General features: G+C 69.8%; 18 protein-coding genes. 9 read left to right on the top strand and 9 right to left on the bottom strand.

Annotated features, from left to right (window positions below):
• Positions 1–74 precede the first annotated feature (74 nt).
• On the top strand, positions 75–488 hold the full coding sequence (locus CCK91_RS04170; protein WP_133059931.1) for a hypothetical protein: 414 nt from the start codon (positions 75–77) through the stop codon (positions 486–488).
• A gap of 30 nt (positions 489–518) precedes the next feature.
• Entirely contained in the window at positions 519–704 is a 186-nt protein-coding gene (locus tag CCK91_RS04165) for a hypothetical protein (protein ID WP_086472970.1), read from the top strand.
• Between the two features lie 25 nt (positions 705–729).
• On the opposite strand, the gene CCK91_RS04160 is transcribed toward CCK91_RS04165, so the two are convergent.
• Positions 730–1,209 (bottom strand): SRPBCC family protein, encoded by a 480-nt coding sequence (locus CCK91_RS04160; RefSeq protein WP_086472969.1) that lies wholly within the window; start codon positions 1,207–1,209, stop codon positions 730–732.
• 57 nt (positions 1,210–1,266) lie between these two features.
• On the opposite strand from CCK91_RS04160, the gene CCK91_RS04155 reads away from it, so the two are divergent.
• Both CCK91_RS04155 and CCK91_RS04150 read left to right on the top strand, forming a co-directional pair.
• On the top strand, positions 1,267–1,812 hold the full coding sequence (locus CCK91_RS04155; RefSeq protein WP_086472968.1) for a TetR/AcrR family transcriptional regulator: 546 nt from the start codon (positions 1,267–1,269) through the stop codon (positions 1,810–1,812).
• Positions 1,813–1,905: 93 nt separating this feature from the next.
• Positions 1,906–2,946 carry a medium chain dehydrogenase/reductase family protein gene (locus tag CCK91_RS04150; protein WP_086472967.1) on the top strand — a complete coding sequence of 347 codons (1,041 nt, stop codon included), beginning with the start codon at positions 1,906–1,908 and terminating at the stop codon, positions 2,944–2,946.
• A gap of 14 nt (positions 2,947–2,960) precedes the next feature.
• Here the strand turns inward: CCK91_RS04150 and CCK91_RS04145 are convergent, their stop codons facing one another.
• Both CCK91_RS04145 and CCK91_RS04140 read right to left on the bottom strand, forming a co-directional pair.
• On the bottom strand, positions 2,961–3,659 hold the full coding sequence (locus CCK91_RS04145) for a Pr6Pr family membrane protein (RefSeq protein WP_086472966.1): 699 nt from the start codon (positions 3,657–3,659) through the stop codon (positions 2,961–2,963).
• Between the two features lie 59 nt (positions 3,660–3,718).
• A complete protein-coding gene (locus CCK91_RS04140) occupies positions 3,719–4,192 on the bottom strand; it encodes a DUF2000 domain-containing protein (protein WP_086472965.1) in 474 nt (157 codons plus the stop codon).
• Between the two features lie 106 nt (positions 4,193–4,298).
• Between CCK91_RS04140 and CCK91_RS04135 the strand changes: the two genes are divergently transcribed.
• Positions 4,299–4,763 carry an Lrp/AsnC family transcriptional regulator gene (locus CCK91_RS04135; RefSeq protein ID WP_064297088.1) on the top strand — a complete coding sequence of 155 codons (465 nt, stop codon included), beginning with the start codon at positions 4,299–4,301 and terminating at the stop codon, positions 4,761–4,763.
• A gap of 4 nt (positions 4,764–4,767) precedes the next feature.
• Here the strand turns inward: CCK91_RS04135 and CCK91_RS04130 are convergent, their stop codons facing one another.
• A complete protein-coding gene (locus CCK91_RS04130) occupies positions 4,768–5,400 on the bottom strand; it encodes an alpha/beta hydrolase (RefSeq protein ID WP_086472964.1) in 633 nt (210 codons plus the stop codon).
• A complete protein-coding gene (locus CCK91_RS04125) occupies positions 5,397–6,311 on the bottom strand; it encodes a VOC family protein (protein ID WP_079704870.1) in 915 nt (304 codons plus the stop codon). Before CCK91_RS04125 ends, CCK91_RS04130 begins: the two co-directional genes overlap by 4 nt.
• Positions 6,312–6,478: 167 nt before the next feature.
• Between CCK91_RS04125 and CCK91_RS04120 the strand changes: the two genes are divergently transcribed.
• The 3 genes from CCK91_RS04120 to CCK91_RS04110 all read left to right on the top strand — a co-directional run bounded on the left by CCK91_RS04120 (position 6,479) and on the right by CCK91_RS04110 (position 8,239).
• The gene (locus CCK91_RS04120) at positions 6,479–6,934 is read left to right on the top strand and encodes a phage holin family protein (RefSeq protein ID WP_064297085.1); all 456 of its coding nucleotides are present in this window, start codon (positions 6,479–6,481) and stop codon (positions 6,932–6,934) included.
• A complete protein-coding gene (locus CCK91_RS04115; RefSeq protein WP_086472963.1) occupies positions 6,931–7,173 on the top strand; it encodes a DUF3618 domain-containing protein in 243 nt (80 codons plus the stop codon). The genes CCK91_RS04120 and CCK91_RS04115 overlap by 4 nt, the downstream gene beginning before the upstream one ends.
• A 79-nt stretch (positions 7,174–7,252) precedes the next feature.
• On the top strand, positions 7,253–8,239 hold the full coding sequence (locus CCK91_RS04110; protein WP_086473169.1) for a YihY/virulence factor BrkB family protein: 987 nt from the start codon (positions 7,253–7,255) through the stop codon (positions 8,237–8,239).
• A gap of 96 nt (positions 8,240–8,335) precedes the next feature.
• Here the strand turns inward: CCK91_RS04110 and CCK91_RS04105 are convergent, their stop codons facing one another.
• From CCK91_RS04105 to CCK91_RS04095, 3 genes are all read right to left on the bottom strand, one after another.
• Positions 8,336–9,232 carry an SDR family oxidoreductase gene (locus CCK91_RS04105; protein WP_086472962.1) on the bottom strand — a complete coding sequence of 299 codons (897 nt, stop codon included), beginning with the start codon at positions 9,230–9,232 and terminating at the stop codon, positions 8,336–8,338.
• 58 nt (positions 9,233–9,290) lie between these two features.
• A complete protein-coding gene (locus tag CCK91_RS04100; RefSeq protein ID WP_086472961.1) occupies positions 9,291–10,199 on the bottom strand; it encodes an SMP-30/gluconolactonase/LRE family protein in 909 nt (302 codons plus the stop codon).
• Positions 10,200–10,329: 130 nt separating this feature from the next.
• Entirely contained in the window at positions 10,330–12,114 is a 1,785-nt protein-coding gene (locus tag CCK91_RS04095) for a glycoside hydrolase family 15 protein (protein ID WP_086472960.1), read from the bottom strand.
• A gap of 186 nt (positions 12,115–12,300) precedes the next feature.
• Between CCK91_RS04095 and CCK91_RS04090 the strand changes: the two genes are divergently transcribed.
• Positions 12,301–13,140, top strand: coding sequence for an SDR family oxidoreductase (locus tag CCK91_RS04090; RefSeq protein WP_086472959.1), 840 nt, complete (start codon positions 12,301–12,303; stop codon positions 13,138–13,140).
• A gap of 21 nt (positions 13,141–13,161) precedes the next feature.
• On the opposite strand, the gene CCK91_RS04085 is transcribed toward CCK91_RS04090, so the two are convergent.
• Positions 13,162–14,340 carry an FUSC family protein gene (locus CCK91_RS04085; protein ID WP_086472958.1) on the bottom strand — a complete coding sequence of 393 codons (1,179 nt, stop codon included), beginning with the start codon at positions 14,338–14,340 and terminating at the stop codon, positions 13,162–13,164.
• Positions 14,341–14,410: the final 70 nt, after the last annotated feature.

Genomic DNA, 14,410 nt, shown 5'->3' with positions numbered 1-14,410 from the left:
TCGATGCTGACCTGTGGATAACCCGGTCTCGACCTTCCGCGCCACGTACGCTGCTGGGAATCGACGGACGGAGCGTGGACTTGAGACGACGGGTCTTCACGGCCGCCGTGCTGATTCTCGGCTGCTCGCTCGGTGTAGCAGGTCGGAGTCTGCTTCCTCCGTTCGTGATCGACCGTCCGTTCTGGAGGGACTTCTTGACCGGGCCCGCAATGGGCGGCCTGTTCGCGCTGGCCGGAGCCGTCATCGCGTTTGCAGCTGCCGCGGTCGCAGCTCGAATCTCGCGCCGCGCCGCGCAACGCCAGGAGTGGTGGGCACGCGCCGAGTGGGCTCTGAATCTGGCGACATCCGACCGCGGCTCCGAGCGCGACGTCGGGTTGGCAGCAGTCGAAGTGTTGTTCCAGGACGCGACGCGGACCGAAGCCGCACTCGTCAACGCGGTCACATCGGCACTCCTGTTCGAGCCACGCGTGGACAGGAACGACCGATGACGCTCACAATGAATCACGGAGGGACATGCAATGGACGAGCAAGCTGAGCGGCGCACGCATGAACTGAACGGTCTCGAGGCGCGTATCGAGTCCGGCAAGGCAGACCCGGTGACGGACTCGCAGCGTGCCGTAGCCGCGCGAATCCGGGTTGCGTACGACAAACGGCGGGGACACGAGACCGCGGAGTGGATCAAGCGATTGGCGCGGAGCGCCTGAGCGCCTCGACCTCAGCCGCGCCGAGTCAATGTGCGACCGCGGCGAGCACGGCGGGGTCCTCGCAGCCGCGCGCGAAGCCTCGGATGCGGCGGTCGATGTCGCGCTGCAGGACGATCGCACCGATGCGCTCGGCGATGGGCGCCAGCCACCGCGGCTTGCACGTGAAGTTGTAGCGCCAGACGGCGAGGGTGCGCTGGTCGTCGCCCTCCACCGGGCTGAAGCGCCAGCCGCCGGCGAGCCGCTCGAAGAACCATGAGCCCTTCGTCATCTTCATACCGACGTTGGTCGGCGGGTGGTACGAGATGTACTCGCTGACCATCCGGAACCCGAACCGCTGGACGGTGAAGGTGCGGACGCCCTTGGCGGCCTCCTTCGCGCCGTCGAGGAAGTACTGCCGCCGGATGAACGGATCCCAGCGCATCCGGGTCTCGCCGGTGGTCTGGGAGATCGCGAACGCGACGTCGGGCGGGACGGGCACGGTGCAGCGGGATTCGACGACGGGCATGCCCCATCCTGACACGGGTGCTTGACGAACGTCACTTGTTAGTGTTCAATCAGTCACATGAGCCGATCGACCGCCGAGGACCAACGCGTCCGCACCATCGCGAGTGCGGTGGAGGTCTTCTCGATCGCCGGTTACCGCGCCACCCCCGTCGCGGACGTCGCCGCGGCTGCCAAGATCTCCCCCGCGTACGTCTTCCGTCTGTTCGACGGCAAACTCGGCCTCTTCGTCGCCGCGGTCGAGCACTGCTACGAGCAGGTCGCGAACGCGATGTCCGGCGCCGTCGAGGACCACCCGGAGTGGAGCCCGGACGACAAGCTCGACGCGATGACCCAGGCGTACATCGAGCTCATCCGAGACCGCAGTCTCATCGCCCTCCAGGTGCACGCGCAGAGCGCCTGCGACGTCCCCGAGATCCAGGAGGCGGTCCGTTCCGGGCTCGCACTCGTGGTGCGCGTCATGTCCCGTGACTCCGGGGCGGACGCCGGCGCGGTCCAGCGCAGTCTCGCCTACGGGCAGCTCTGCCACCTCGTCGTGCAGGCGGGCCTCGGCGACGTCGACGCCGACTGGGCGCGCGTCGTCGACCACGGTATCCGGCACGACTGATCGACTCCGCGCCACCGACCGCACCCGCTGCTTTTCGTACCCACAGTTGTGACTGTCCAGTCACACACAATTATCACGAGATCGGAACACACCATGCACACCACACCATCCGCGACCACCACCCAGGTCGTCCTGCCGGGCCTCGTCGAGCCGTCCGGCCTCGAACTGGCCACCGTGCCGACGCCGACTCCCGACGCCGGCCAGCTCTTGACCGAGATGGAGGCGACCGGGGTCTCCTTCGCCGAGCAGTCGATGCGCAAGGGCCGGTACTTCGGCCAGCCGGCGTTCCCGTTCGTCCCGGGGTACGACCTCGTCGGACGGGTGCTCGAGGTGGGCCCCGGTGGCGACGCGACCCTCATCGGCAGGCGGGTCGCGACCCTGACCAAGACGGGCGCCTGGGCGACCCACGCCGTCGTGGCCGCGCGCGACAGCATCCTCGTGCCGGACCGCGTGAGCTCGGAGGACGCCGAGACGGTCGTCGTGAACGGCGTCACCGCCTGGCAGATGCTGCACCGCGCGGCACGGGTCCAGCCGGGCCAGACCATCCTGTTGTTCGGTGCGAACGGCGGTGTCGGCGGAATCCTCATCCAGCTGGCGCGGCTCCACGGCGTCCGCGTCATCGGTGCGGCGTCGCCCCGGCATCACGAGGCGCTCCGCGCGGCGGGCGTCATCCCCGTCGACTACGCGGACCCCGAGCTCGCGACACGCGTTCGCGAGCTGGTGCCGAACGGGGTCGACGCCGTCTTCGACAACGTCGGCGGCCAGACGACCCGCACGGCCTTCGGACTCCTCGCGCGCGGCGGCACGCTCGTCACCTACTCGATCATCTCAACGGTCGGCGGCACGGGACCGCTGATGGCGCCGTTCCTGCTGGCGATCGGTCAGGCGCTGCTCTGGACGGCCCTCCCGAACGGCCGCAGCTCGACCTTCTACGACCTGTGGGCAGGCCACCGCTTCCGTCCCGCCCGCTTCCGCCGCCACCTGGAGGCCGACCTCGGCGAGGTCTTCCGACTCCTCGAGCACGGCGACATCACCGCGAACATCGCCGCCCGATTCCCCCTGACCGAGATCGTCGCCGCCATGGAGCTCGCCGAGTCGCGGACGCTCAACGGGAAGGTGGTCCTGCACCCGTGAGCCTGCGCCTCACCTCAGCGGCGGAGCGCGGCGGGCAGCACCCGGTCGACGAGCTTGAGCAGCACGGCGAACACGATCGCGACGACGAGCACCATGAGCGCGTTCCGGACGGCACCGTCGAAGCCGAGCTGCGTCGCATCGAGGAAGGGGTAGGGGTACCAGCCGGTGATGCCGCCACGGATGAAGGTGAAGACGACCCAGGCGAGCGGCCAGAGGAACGCCCAGGCGACGGTGCTCCAGGTGAAGCGCGGACGCGGACCGAACACGAGCCAGGCGCCGAGCGTGAGCCACGGGGACAGGTAGTGGAACCCGATCGTGATGACGAGCGCCCACCCGGTGAGGTTCACCTGCGGCGCGAGCACCACGGCGTAGACGATGCCGGTGATGACGATGCTGAGCAGGGCGTCGAGCCGCGCCACCCGCCAGAGCCGACCGTCTCGCAGGGGGTCGATCGCCAGCAGGACGGACACCGCGAGCACGATGAGGTTGCTGAGGATCGTGAACGCACTGAAGATGCGAGCGAAGCGGGTTGCCAGCCCGACGGACATGTCCACGCCACCCGAGCGGGCGTCGGCGCCGCCGGTGATGACGAGGACGATCTGGATGACGAGCGAGATCGCGATGATCACGGCGATCAGGAGGTAGACCACGCGGCTGGCGGTGACGACGGCTGCGGACGGCGCGACCTGCGTGGGATGGACGGTGGTGCTCACCCGCCAACCCTAGCCAGCCCGCCGCACCCCACCTCCCTCAAGCCCTGACGCATGCGCTTTCAGGCCAACAGCGGCAGTCGCCCGACGATCCGGTCCACCCGGTTGCGCGGCCCGACCAGGGCGACGGCCAGCGGGGCGAGCGCGTCCGACGCGGTCGTCGCCACCGCCTCGAGGTACTCGTCGTAGACGCGGGTGAGCTGGGCGGCCTCGGGCATGTCGACGACGAGTACGCCGCCCGAGCCCGCCGCCTTGGCGCGGATCGCCGCCAGTTGCTCAGCCGGAGCGGACAACACACTGCACCCGGCCCACGGCAGTCCGGGATGAGCCGAGCCGTCGGCATCGAGGGCGTCCGGCCCGAGGAGACCCTGCACGCCGGCTCCGACCGCCGCAGCGACGCAGGCCGCCGCATTCACGGCTCGACCGGCCGGGAGGTCCTGCTGCACGACGAGGACCCACTTCAGCCGGGCGGACCGCGTGGGCGCCGCCGTGTCGATCTCCTCCGGCGCGAAGCCGACGAGTTGTTCTTCCGTCATGTCTCTCCCTGATGTCGTACGCGAATCGACCCTCAGGCTATGTCGAGCGACTCCGCAACGATTTCGACCCCGTACATCGTCCGGCCGAACTGGCACAATCGACCGCATGGACGAACTTGATACGGCGATCCTGCGCGAACTCCAGCGCGACGCCCGGCGCACCAACCGGGACATCGCTGCCGCGGTCGGCGTCTCACCCACCACCGCGCTCGACCGCACCCGCGGCCTGTACCGCCGCGGCGTCATCCGCGGCGCGCGACTCGACGTCGATCTGCCGTCGCTCGGCCGCTCGGTCCAGGCGCTCATCGCGATCCGGATCCGACCGCCGTCGCGCGTCAACATCGACGCGTTCCGCAGCTGGGCGATCACCCTCCCCGAGACCATCGGCGTGTTCGTCGTCTCCGGGAACGAGGACTTCCTGCTCCAGGTCGCCGTCACCGACAACGACGCGCTCTACGCCTTCGTCATCGACAAGCTCACCGAGCGCGAGGAGGTCGCGGACGTCCGGACGAGCGTCGTCTACGAGCACGTGCGACCGCAGGTGGTGATGCCCGCGGAGCACGGGGACTGAGCGATCAGCCGACGTGCTCGCCGAGGAACCCACGGACGTCGTCGATCTCGGCCTGGTCGATCCCGTGGGCGAGTCCCGGGTAGGTGCGCTCGGTGAGGGTCGTGTGCAGCGGCAACCAGGCATGGGTCCGCGCGACGGCCGGCGCGGCGATGACGCGGTCCTCGAGCCCGCGCCCCCAGAACACCGCAGGCTTCGTCGCCGCCAGCACCTCGTCGCCGGGCTGCGGCGCACTCAGCACGAACCCGGCGAGGATGACCGGCGCCACGACCCGCTCGGGTCGCGTGCGCAGCAGCTGCGAGGCCATGAAGCCGCCCTGCGAGAAGCCGATGGGCACGATGCGCGCCTCGGCCGACACGTGCTCGTCGATCCAACCCCAGACGGCGTCCGTGGCATGGGCGATCGGCTCCGGGTCCGGGTTGCCCGGCGTCGTGATCTCGAACCAGGCCGCCCCGCCGTGACCCATCTCGAGCGGCGCGCGCAGCGACACCCAGGGCATCCCGAGCGCGAGCGGCCCGACGAGGCCGGTGAGGTCGTGTTCGTTCGAACCGTAGCCGTGGAGGAGCACCGCGACGACGGGAGCGGACGACGCGGCGTCGGCCCAGTCGACGGAGCGGACGTCGCGCAGTGCGGTGGTCATCGGGACAGCAGCTCCTCGGTCGACAGGTCGGGCAGGGCCACCGTCACGCGGGTCCCCCACGGGTCGGAGACGGTCACGGAACGACCGTCCGCGTCGAAGGGGATCGTGCGAGCGCGCAGCCTCGCGGCCAGCGTATCGAGGTTCGCGAGGTCGGGGACGGTGATCGACACGTCGCCGAGGCCGAGGGCGGCCGCGCGGGGACCGGCGCCCTGGCTGTTCCAGACGTTCATCGCGATGTGGTGGTGGTATCCGCCGGCGGAGGCGAAGATCGCGCCGGGGTACTCGGTCTGCGTCGTCTCGAATCCGAGGGCGTCGACGTAGAAGGCTCGGGCGGTCTGGAGGTCGCCGACCTGGAGGTGCACGTGCCCGACGGCACCGGCCAGCGACGGCCCGGCGCCGAGGGCGTCCTCCGTGAGGTGCCGCTGCAGGTAGGCGTTCGGGTCGAGGTAGGTGGTGGTCATGGCGATCTGGTCGCCCGAGCGCACCCAGCTGCTGCGCGGGCGGTCCGTGTACAGCTCGACGCCGTTCCCCTCCGGGTCGGTGAAGTAGAACGCCTCGCTCACGAAGTGGTCGCTCGACCCGACGAACTGTCCACGGGGGTCCTGCGCGGCCCGATAGACCGTCGCCGAGAGACTCGACTCGTCCTCGAACAGGAACGCCGTGTGGAACAGGCCGGCCTGCCGCCGGTCGACGGCCGGCAGGTCGGGCGTGTGCACGAGCCGCACGAGCGGGGTGTCGCCACGACCGAGCACCCGGTGCACCTCGCGGTCGCGGCTGCGCTCCTCGAGCGGCTCCATCGCGAAGGCGTTGGCGTAGTAGCCGGACATGAGGTCGAGGTCGCCGACGCGGAGCGTGACCGCGCCCATCGACGTCTCCGGGGCGAGCAGACGCTCGTCGAGCACAGCGGACATTCGGTCTCCGATCGGGTGATGGGGTCGGTACAGGCTACCCCATTTACTTGTAGATGTAACCAATTCCGGGTCCTCGTATTCCGTGATCGGCCGACACGCCTGTCAAGCCCTTGTCTGTCGCGCGCGAGGGGTGTGGGCTGGAGGACCACAACGAGAAGAGTGCTCACATGACCGATGCCAGCAGCGCGGCCGACCGCAGACGGAGTCGCCGCGGACTTCCTCCCATGAAGACCCTCCTCACCGACCTCCGCGAAGACGTCGTCCGCCTCGTCACGGGCGAGATCGCCCTGTTCAAGGCGGAGATGACGAAGAAGGCCAAGGACCTCGGGGTCGGCGCGGGAATGCTCGTCGTCGCCCTCGTGCTCGTGCTCTTCGGCTTCGGGACGCTCATCGCGGCCGCCGTCCTCGGACTCGCCACCGTGCTCCCCGCCTGGCTCGCCGCCCTCATCGTCGGCGTCGTCCTCATCCTCGTCGCCGGGATCCTGGCGCTCGTCGGCGTCAAGAAGCTCAAGGCCGGCGCCAAGCCCGTCCCCGAGCGCAGTGTCGAAGCCCTCACCGGCGACCACCTCGCAGAGCACCAGCAGCACGACTCGAAGCACGACACCAAGGAGGCCGCAGCATGAGCGACCAGGATCTCGCCCGCCCCACTCCCCCCGAGGGTGCCGGACTGAACACCCTGCAGCTCGACGTCGAACAGACGCGTGAGCACCTCGCGCAGACGCTCGACCTCCTCTTCCAGAAGTTCGACGTCCGCACCGCCGTGGCATACCACCTGCGCACCACTGCCGTCGTCGTCGCCTCGGTCGCGGTCGTCGGTGCGGGCGTCCTGCTGTGGCGTGCAAACCGAGGGCACCGTGTCTGAGTCCGCCAAAGAGGACCGTCTCGATCGGAGCACGGCTGACGATCCGCGGAACCGCGATGCGGACCACGCGGAAGAGACGATGAAGCCCCAGCGCGTCCCCGTCCCCTGGGGCTACGTTCTGAAGCGGACGCTGCACTCCTTCACCTCGAACCAGTGCACCGACCTCGCCGCGGGTCTCACCTACTTCGCGATCCTGTCGCTCTTCCCGGCCGTCCTGGCGCTCGTCTCGATCCTCGGCCTCTTCGGACAGAGCCGCAACGGCACCGACGCCCTCCTCGAGATCGTCGGCAACCTCGCACCGGGCGACAGCCTCGGCTTCCTGACCGACGCGGTGAACCAGTTCGTCGAGTCACCGGCGATCGGCTTCGCGCTCGTCGTCGGTATCGGCGGTGCCGTGTGGTCGGCATCCGGCTACGTCGGCGGCTTCGGACGCGCGCTCAACCGCATGTACGGGGTCGAGGAGGGGCGCAAGATCTGGTCCCTGCGTCCGACGCAGCTCGGCGTGACCCTCGTCGTCCTGCTCGTCATCTCGGTGATCGCCCTCGCGCTCATCGTGTCCGGGCCGGTCGCCCAGGCCATCGGACAGGCGGTCGGTCTCGGTGAGACGGGCCTCACGGTCTGGTCGATCGCGAAGTGGCCGGTCATGGCCGTCGCGCTCGTCTTCGTCATCGCCGTGCTGTACTCCGCGACGCCGAACATCAAGCCGGAGAAGTTCCGCTGGATCAGCATCGGTGCGCTCGCCGCGCTCCTGATCCTGCTCATCGCCTCGCTCGGGTTCGGCTTCTACATCGCCAACTTCAGCAACTACGACGCCACCTACGGCTCGCTCGCCGGCATCATCATCTTCCTGCTGTGGATCTGGATCGCGAACCTCGCACTGCTGTTCGGTGCCCAGCTCGACATCGAGATCCAGCGTGGCCGCCAGCTCGCCTCGGGTGTCGCCGCCGAGCAGGAGCTGCAGCTGCCCCTGCGCTCGGACGCCGCGATCAAGGCGCTCGCCGACCGCGACGCGAAGGACGCCCTCGAGGGCCGTCGCGTGCGACGCGCTGCAGACCGCACGGACTGACCCAAACAGCCCGCGAACTGTCAGAAGAAGTTAGTCGGATGGTGGTCTGACTAGCCGCAACTGACAGTTCGCGGGCTGCTGTGGGGTGGGACGGGGTTACGGCGTGGGCATACCGCCGTTGACGTTCAGGGTCTCGCCGAGGACGTAGGACGACTCCGCCGACGCGAGGAACACGTAGGCGGGTGCGAGCTCGGCCGGCTGGCCCATGCGGCCGAGCGGGGTGTCCTCGCCGAACTCGGCGATCTTGTCCTGCGGCTGACCGTCCGACACCTGGAGCGGCGTCCAGATGGGGCCGGGCGCGACCGCGTTGACGCGGATGCCCTTGGGCGCGAGCTGCTGCGCCAGCGCCTTCGTGAAGGCGTTGATGGTCGCCTTGGTCGACGCGTAGTCCACGAGGATGTCGGAGGGCGAGTACGCCTGGATCGACGTCGTGTTGATGATGGACGAGCCGGCCGGAAGGTGCGGGAGGGCGGCCTTCGAGAGCCAGAACATCGCGTAGACGTTGGTCTTGAAGGTGTCGTCGAACTGCTCATCCGTGAGGGTGGTGAGGTCCTCGTTGAACATCTGCTTGCCGCCGTTGTTCACGAGGATGTCGAGTCCTCCGAGGCCCTCGACCGTCTGCGCGACGAGGTCGCGGCAGTAGGACGGGTCGCGCAGGTCGCCCGGCAGCGTGAGGACAGTGACGCCGGCCTCGCGGACGATGCCGGCGATGCGCTGCGCGTCCTCTTCCTCCTCCGGGAGGTAGGACAGAGCGACCGAGGCGCCCTCGCGGGCGAAGGCGATCGCGGTGGCGGCACCGATACCGGAGTCGCCGCCGGTGATGAGCGCCTTCCGGCCGGTGAGGCGGCCCGAGCCGCGGTAGCTCTCCTCGCCGAGGTCGGCCTTCGGGTCGAGCTTCGCGTCGAGACCCGGCTCGGGCTGGTGCTGCTTCTCGGCGGTGATGTGGGCGTAGAGCTTCGCCGGGTCGGTGAAGGTGTACTGGTCGTTGGCCATGGTGATGGTCCTCTCGTTCAGTGTTCGGTCGTGGTCGGACAGGTCGGAATGGTTCAGGTCAGATGCGGTCGGTCGCCGGGTCGGGCACCGAGGTCGATCGGCGTCCGTAGGAATTGACGGGTCGGCCGGTCGCGAGTCCGTCGAATCGGAAGATGCCGCCGCTGAGCGGTGCGTCCACCAGGTCCGCCTCGGTGAGGTTCTCGCGGGCCGTTCCGACGAAGAGCGTCGTGAGCTCGGGCCCACCGAAGGCCACCGAGGTGACGCCTGGGGCGGGCACGCTCAGCTCATCCTCGACGGTGCTGTCCGGGCTCCACCGGAGCACGCGACCACCGCCGTTGACGCCGTTCCAGAACCGACCCTCGGTGTCGAGCGCGAGGCCGTCGGAGTCGTAGCCGACGAGGAAGGGCTCCAGCGGCCCGAGTCGGCCGTCTTCTCCCGTGCTCGCCCGGTAGACCGTCTTCACGGTGGTGTCGGTCGCGTAGACGGTGCGACCGTCGTCGGACCACTCGAAGCCGTTGGTGACGCCGAAGCCGCCGAGGAGTGTGCGGAGTCCGGTGTCGTCGAGCAGGTACAGGGCGGCATTCGGTTCGCCGGTGGTGACGTTCATGGAGCCGACGAGGAACCGGCCGAACGGGTCGACCTTCGCCTCGTTACTGCGCAGGCCGGCGTGGACGTGGTCGAGCTTCGCCAGGGTCTCGGCGATGAGCCCGTCGTCGTCGAGGGTGACGATGCGGTCACCGAGTGCGGCGATGTAGCCGCCCGCGGCACGCGGCTGCACGGCGCTCAGCGGCGGTGGGAGTTCGGTGACGCGGTCGTCACTGCCGTCGACGGCTCCGTCGATCGGACCACGATGGAGCGTGCCCGCGGTGATGTCGACCCAGACGACCTCGTCGATGCGGGCGTCCCACCAGATGCTCTCGACGAGGATCGCGGGGGTGTCTCGGAAGACCTGTGGGTGAACATCCATCGCCTCCACGGTACGGACCCGGACGGGTGTCCCTGCGGGGCTTGCTTTCCCAGCATCGGGCGGGTACCCGCGTGCGTGCCCTTCGACACTTCGACAGGCTCAGTGCGGCGCAGCTCAGGGACCGGGGACTTCAATCCTCCTCGTTGAGCTCCTTGATCGTGAGGGCCGCGTTGATGAGCGCGAGGTGGCTCAGCGCCTGCGGCAGGTTGCCCCAGTGCGCGCCGTCGGCCGGGTCGATCATCTCGGCGAGGATCCCGACGTCGTTGGTCATGTCGACGAGCTCGTCCATGGCCGCGATCGCCTCCTCGAGACGACCGACGCAGGCGAGCGCGGAGGCCCGCCAGAACGCACAGGCGACGAAGGTGTACTCCTCCTGCTGCACGCCCGAGTATCGGTACAGCAGCGCCCCCTCGCCGAGTTCGGCCGTCAGCGCGTCGATCGTCGAGGACATCCGGTCACCGCGGTCGAACCCGCTCATCGCGTGCAGCAGCACGGAGGCGTCGAGGTCGTCGCTCCCGGGGAACATGACGTACGCCCCGCGTTCCTCGTTCCACCCGTGCTCGTCGATCCATTCCCGGATGCGGGTCTGCTCGGTGCGCCAGCGGTCGGCACTGCCGGCGACCTGCCCGAGCTCCGCCAGGTGCACCGCATCACCGAGCGCCTGCCAGCACCCCATCTTCGACGACACGTAGTGCTCCTCCTGGGGCAGCTCCCACATGCCGGCGTCGCGGTTCCGCCACAGGTCGCAGGTGCGGTCGGCGACCTCGGCGAGGAGACGGCCGGTCTCGACGTCGAGGACGTTGCCGGCGTCGACGTAGGTGCGGCAGATCGCGAAGAGGTCGCCGTAGACGCCGAGCTGCAACTGCCCCTGGGCCGGATTCCCACTGACCACCGGACCGATGCCACGCCAGCCGGCGACGTCGTGCTCGACCACACCGTCGGGCACACCGCCCTCGAGTCCGTAGAAGATGTGCAGCTCCGGCCCGTTCTCGCGGATGGTGCGCAGCAGCCACGACACGGCGGCGTGCGTCTCCTCACGGAGGCCGAAGCGGACGAGCGCGTGCGCGGTGTAGGCGAGGTCGCGCACCCAGGCGAAGCGGTAGTCCCAGTTCTTGGCCCCGCGCGGGTTCTCCGGCAGCGAGGTCGTGGCGGCCGCGGCGATGGCACCGGTCGGACTGAAGATGAGCAGTTTCAGGGCGAGCGCACTGCGCTGCACCTGATCCGCCCAGGGGCCTTCGTAGGAGAAGGCCCGGGACCAGGCGCGCCAGTTGTCGATGGTCCGATCGATGCCGACGTCGACGTTCGCCGGGACCGGCAAGTGGATCGGCTCACCGTGGGTCGCGACGATGATCAGCAGGTGACGGGACTTCTCGGTCGTCGTGAAGCGACCGGAGAGCTCCGTCGGCATGGCTCCGTCGACCTCGACCGCCTCCGGCCCGTACTCGTCGCCGACGACCGCGATCGTCGTCGCGCCGGAGCGGATGATGGGGCCGCGCGTGCTGTCCTCGATCCAGGGTGAGGCCGTGCCCAGCGCGGTCCCTGGCCGGACGCGCCAGGTGAACTCGACGCTGCCGGACACCCCGTCGATCCGGCGCGCGAGTTCGGCCCAAGGCAGGCGCCCTGCGATGCCCGTGACGAGTGCGTCCGTGATCGTCGCACGCCCGTGCTCGGTCGTGAAGGTCGTGCGCAACACGTTGGTGCCGGACACGTAGCGCCGCGTGACGGTGTACTCGCCGACCGGCTCGAGCTCGATGCACCCGCCGGAGTCGTCGTCGAGCAGCCGGGCGAACACCGGCATGGAGCCGAGGTCGGGGATCGGCAGCCAGTCGACCTGGCCACGGAGTCCGATGAGGGCGACGGTGCGGCCGTCCCCGATCGGTGCGTACGAACGGAGATCCTCGCCAGCTGCGGTCATGCGCTTCACCCTACGAGCCGCGCCTCCGAATCGCCGGGGCTGGCGGCCCCGCCACGCGGCTGCTAGCGCGGGACGCCTGGTGCCGGGCGGGCGTCAACCCCTGGAGGCGGATCGCTCGGATCGGCTTGGGTGGACGGACCGCAACCACAGCATGCTGGCACGCACAGCAGCACAGGGAGGAACACCATGAACCAGCCCGCTCAGCAGCAGCAGCCGCCCGGGACCGAGGGAGCGCTCACGCCGCAGGCCGACCACGGCGAGACCGGCTACCGGGGTTCGGGCAAACTCGAGGGCAAGGTCGCCATCATCACCGGCGGCGACAGCGGTATCGGCAAGGCGGTTGCCATCGCCTACGCCCGCGAAGGGGCGGACGTCGTCGTCAGCTACCTCGACGAGGACGAGGACGCGGCCGACACGGTCCGCTGGGTCGAGGAGGCCGGCCGGACCGCCCTCAGCATCGGTGGGGACCTCACGAGCCCCGAGCACTGCCGTGAGATCGTCCGCACGACGGTCGAACGCTTCGGCAAGGTCGACATCCTCGTGAGCAACGCCGCGTACCAGATGACCCGGGAGAGCCTGGCCGAGATCCCGGACGAGGAATGGGACCACACGCTCGCCACGAACCTGAGCGCGTTCTTCCACCTGAGCAAGGCGGCCGTCCCGCACATGGCTCCGGGCTCCTCGATCATCGCGACGAGCTCGGTGCAGGCCGACTCGCCGTCGCCGCAGCTCATGCCCTACGCCATGACCAAGGCGGGGCTCGCGAGCATGACCGCTTCGCTCGCCCAGATGCTCGGCGGCGACGGGATCCGCGTGAACGCGGTCGCCCCCGGCCCGATCTGGACGCCTCTGATCCCGTCGACGATGCCGCCCGAGACGGTCGAGTCGTTCGGAACGGACACCCCGCTCGGGCGTCCGGGCCAGCCTGCCGAGGTCGCTCCGCCCTACGTGCTGCTCGCCTCGGACGAGGGGAGCTACATCTCGGGCGCCGTCATCGCGGTGACCGGCGGCAAGCCGATCCTCTGAGGACCGCGCGCCGGGCGCCGCTCAGGCGTCGGGCGACCGCTCCGAGCGTTCGATCTCGGCGTGGATGCGGCGCAGCGCGAACAGCAGGTTCTCGCCGCCCGCATCCTCCGCCGGGTCGTCGTCGTCCGGCTCCCGACCCGCCGCCCCGTTCGCGCCCGCGTGCGCCGAGCGCACCGCCCGTCGCAGCGTCGTCAGCGCCTGGTCGGAGGCACGCAGCGCCTCGGAGAGCCGCTCGTCGTCGATCGCGGCCTCGACGAGGTCGGCCGAGGCGTCGATCGCATCGGCGAGCGCGCTCCGGACGCCCTCGTCGAGGTCGACCGGCACCGGGATCCCCCAGAGCGCCGCACGCAGGGCGTCACCGATCTCCACGACCACCGGCGCGATCCGTTCGAGGGCGGCGAGCGCCCCCTCATCCCCGCGGAAGTCGTGCCGGTTCCACCGCGTGCGCGGATTGGCCCGGCGGCTCTCCGCGGCGTCCTTCATCAGCCCGCGGGCTGCGTCGACGTCGTGCCGGATGGCGAGCAGTGAGCTGTCCCAGGACGGCGGGTCGTCCGGGGTCGGTGCCGACTCGGATCGGAGGGTGTCCGACATGCTCCGGAGCGCGCCGACCATCCGCGACCGCGCGGCCGAGATCCCGGCTGCCGACTCGCGGACGAACAACGGCGGCATGATGAGCAGGTTCACGAGGAGCCCGACGAGCACGCCGAGGGCCATCTGCACGAGGTAGCCGACCGAGAAGTCGTTGGCGTTGGCTCCGCCGATGATGATGACGAACAGCGCCGCGATGGGGACGTAGTCACGGCCCTGTCCGAGTCCCGGCAGACCGGCGAGCAGCGTGCCGAGACCGACCGACAGTGAGACGGACACCCAGCCGGGCGCGGGCGAGATGATGAGGAGCCACGCGAGTCCGATGCCGAGGCCCAGGCCGATGAGGGTCTGCAGGCTCGAGCGCACCGAGTCCATGAGCGTCGGTGTGAGGCTCACGAGGGCGCCGAGCGGGGCGTAGTAGGAGAAGTCTCCGAGCTCGCCCGGGAGCAGGCTGCCGAGGAACCAGGCGGCGGTGGCCGCGATGGCGACCTTGAGCGCGAGCATGAGGCGCCACGGACGCAGTGCGGGCATGATCCACGCGCCGACCCGTTGCTTCGGTGTGCGGATGCTCCCCGTCGGGGTCTCGCGCCCGGTCACCTCATCGCCGCTCATCACAGCCGCCATGGTGGTCTGGCCCTGTCGAAGCGTCAACCCCCACGCGCCGATCAGCTCGGCGGCCTAG

This window comes from Plantibacter elymi (nom. nud.) (assembly GCF_900177795.1).
Taxonomy (GTDB): domain Bacteria; phylum Actinomycetota; class Actinomycetes; order Actinomycetales; family Microbacteriaceae; genus Plantibacter; species Plantibacter elymi.
Note: the sequence above shows the minus strand (reverse complement) of the source record. Positions and strands in the feature narration are given on the sequence as shown.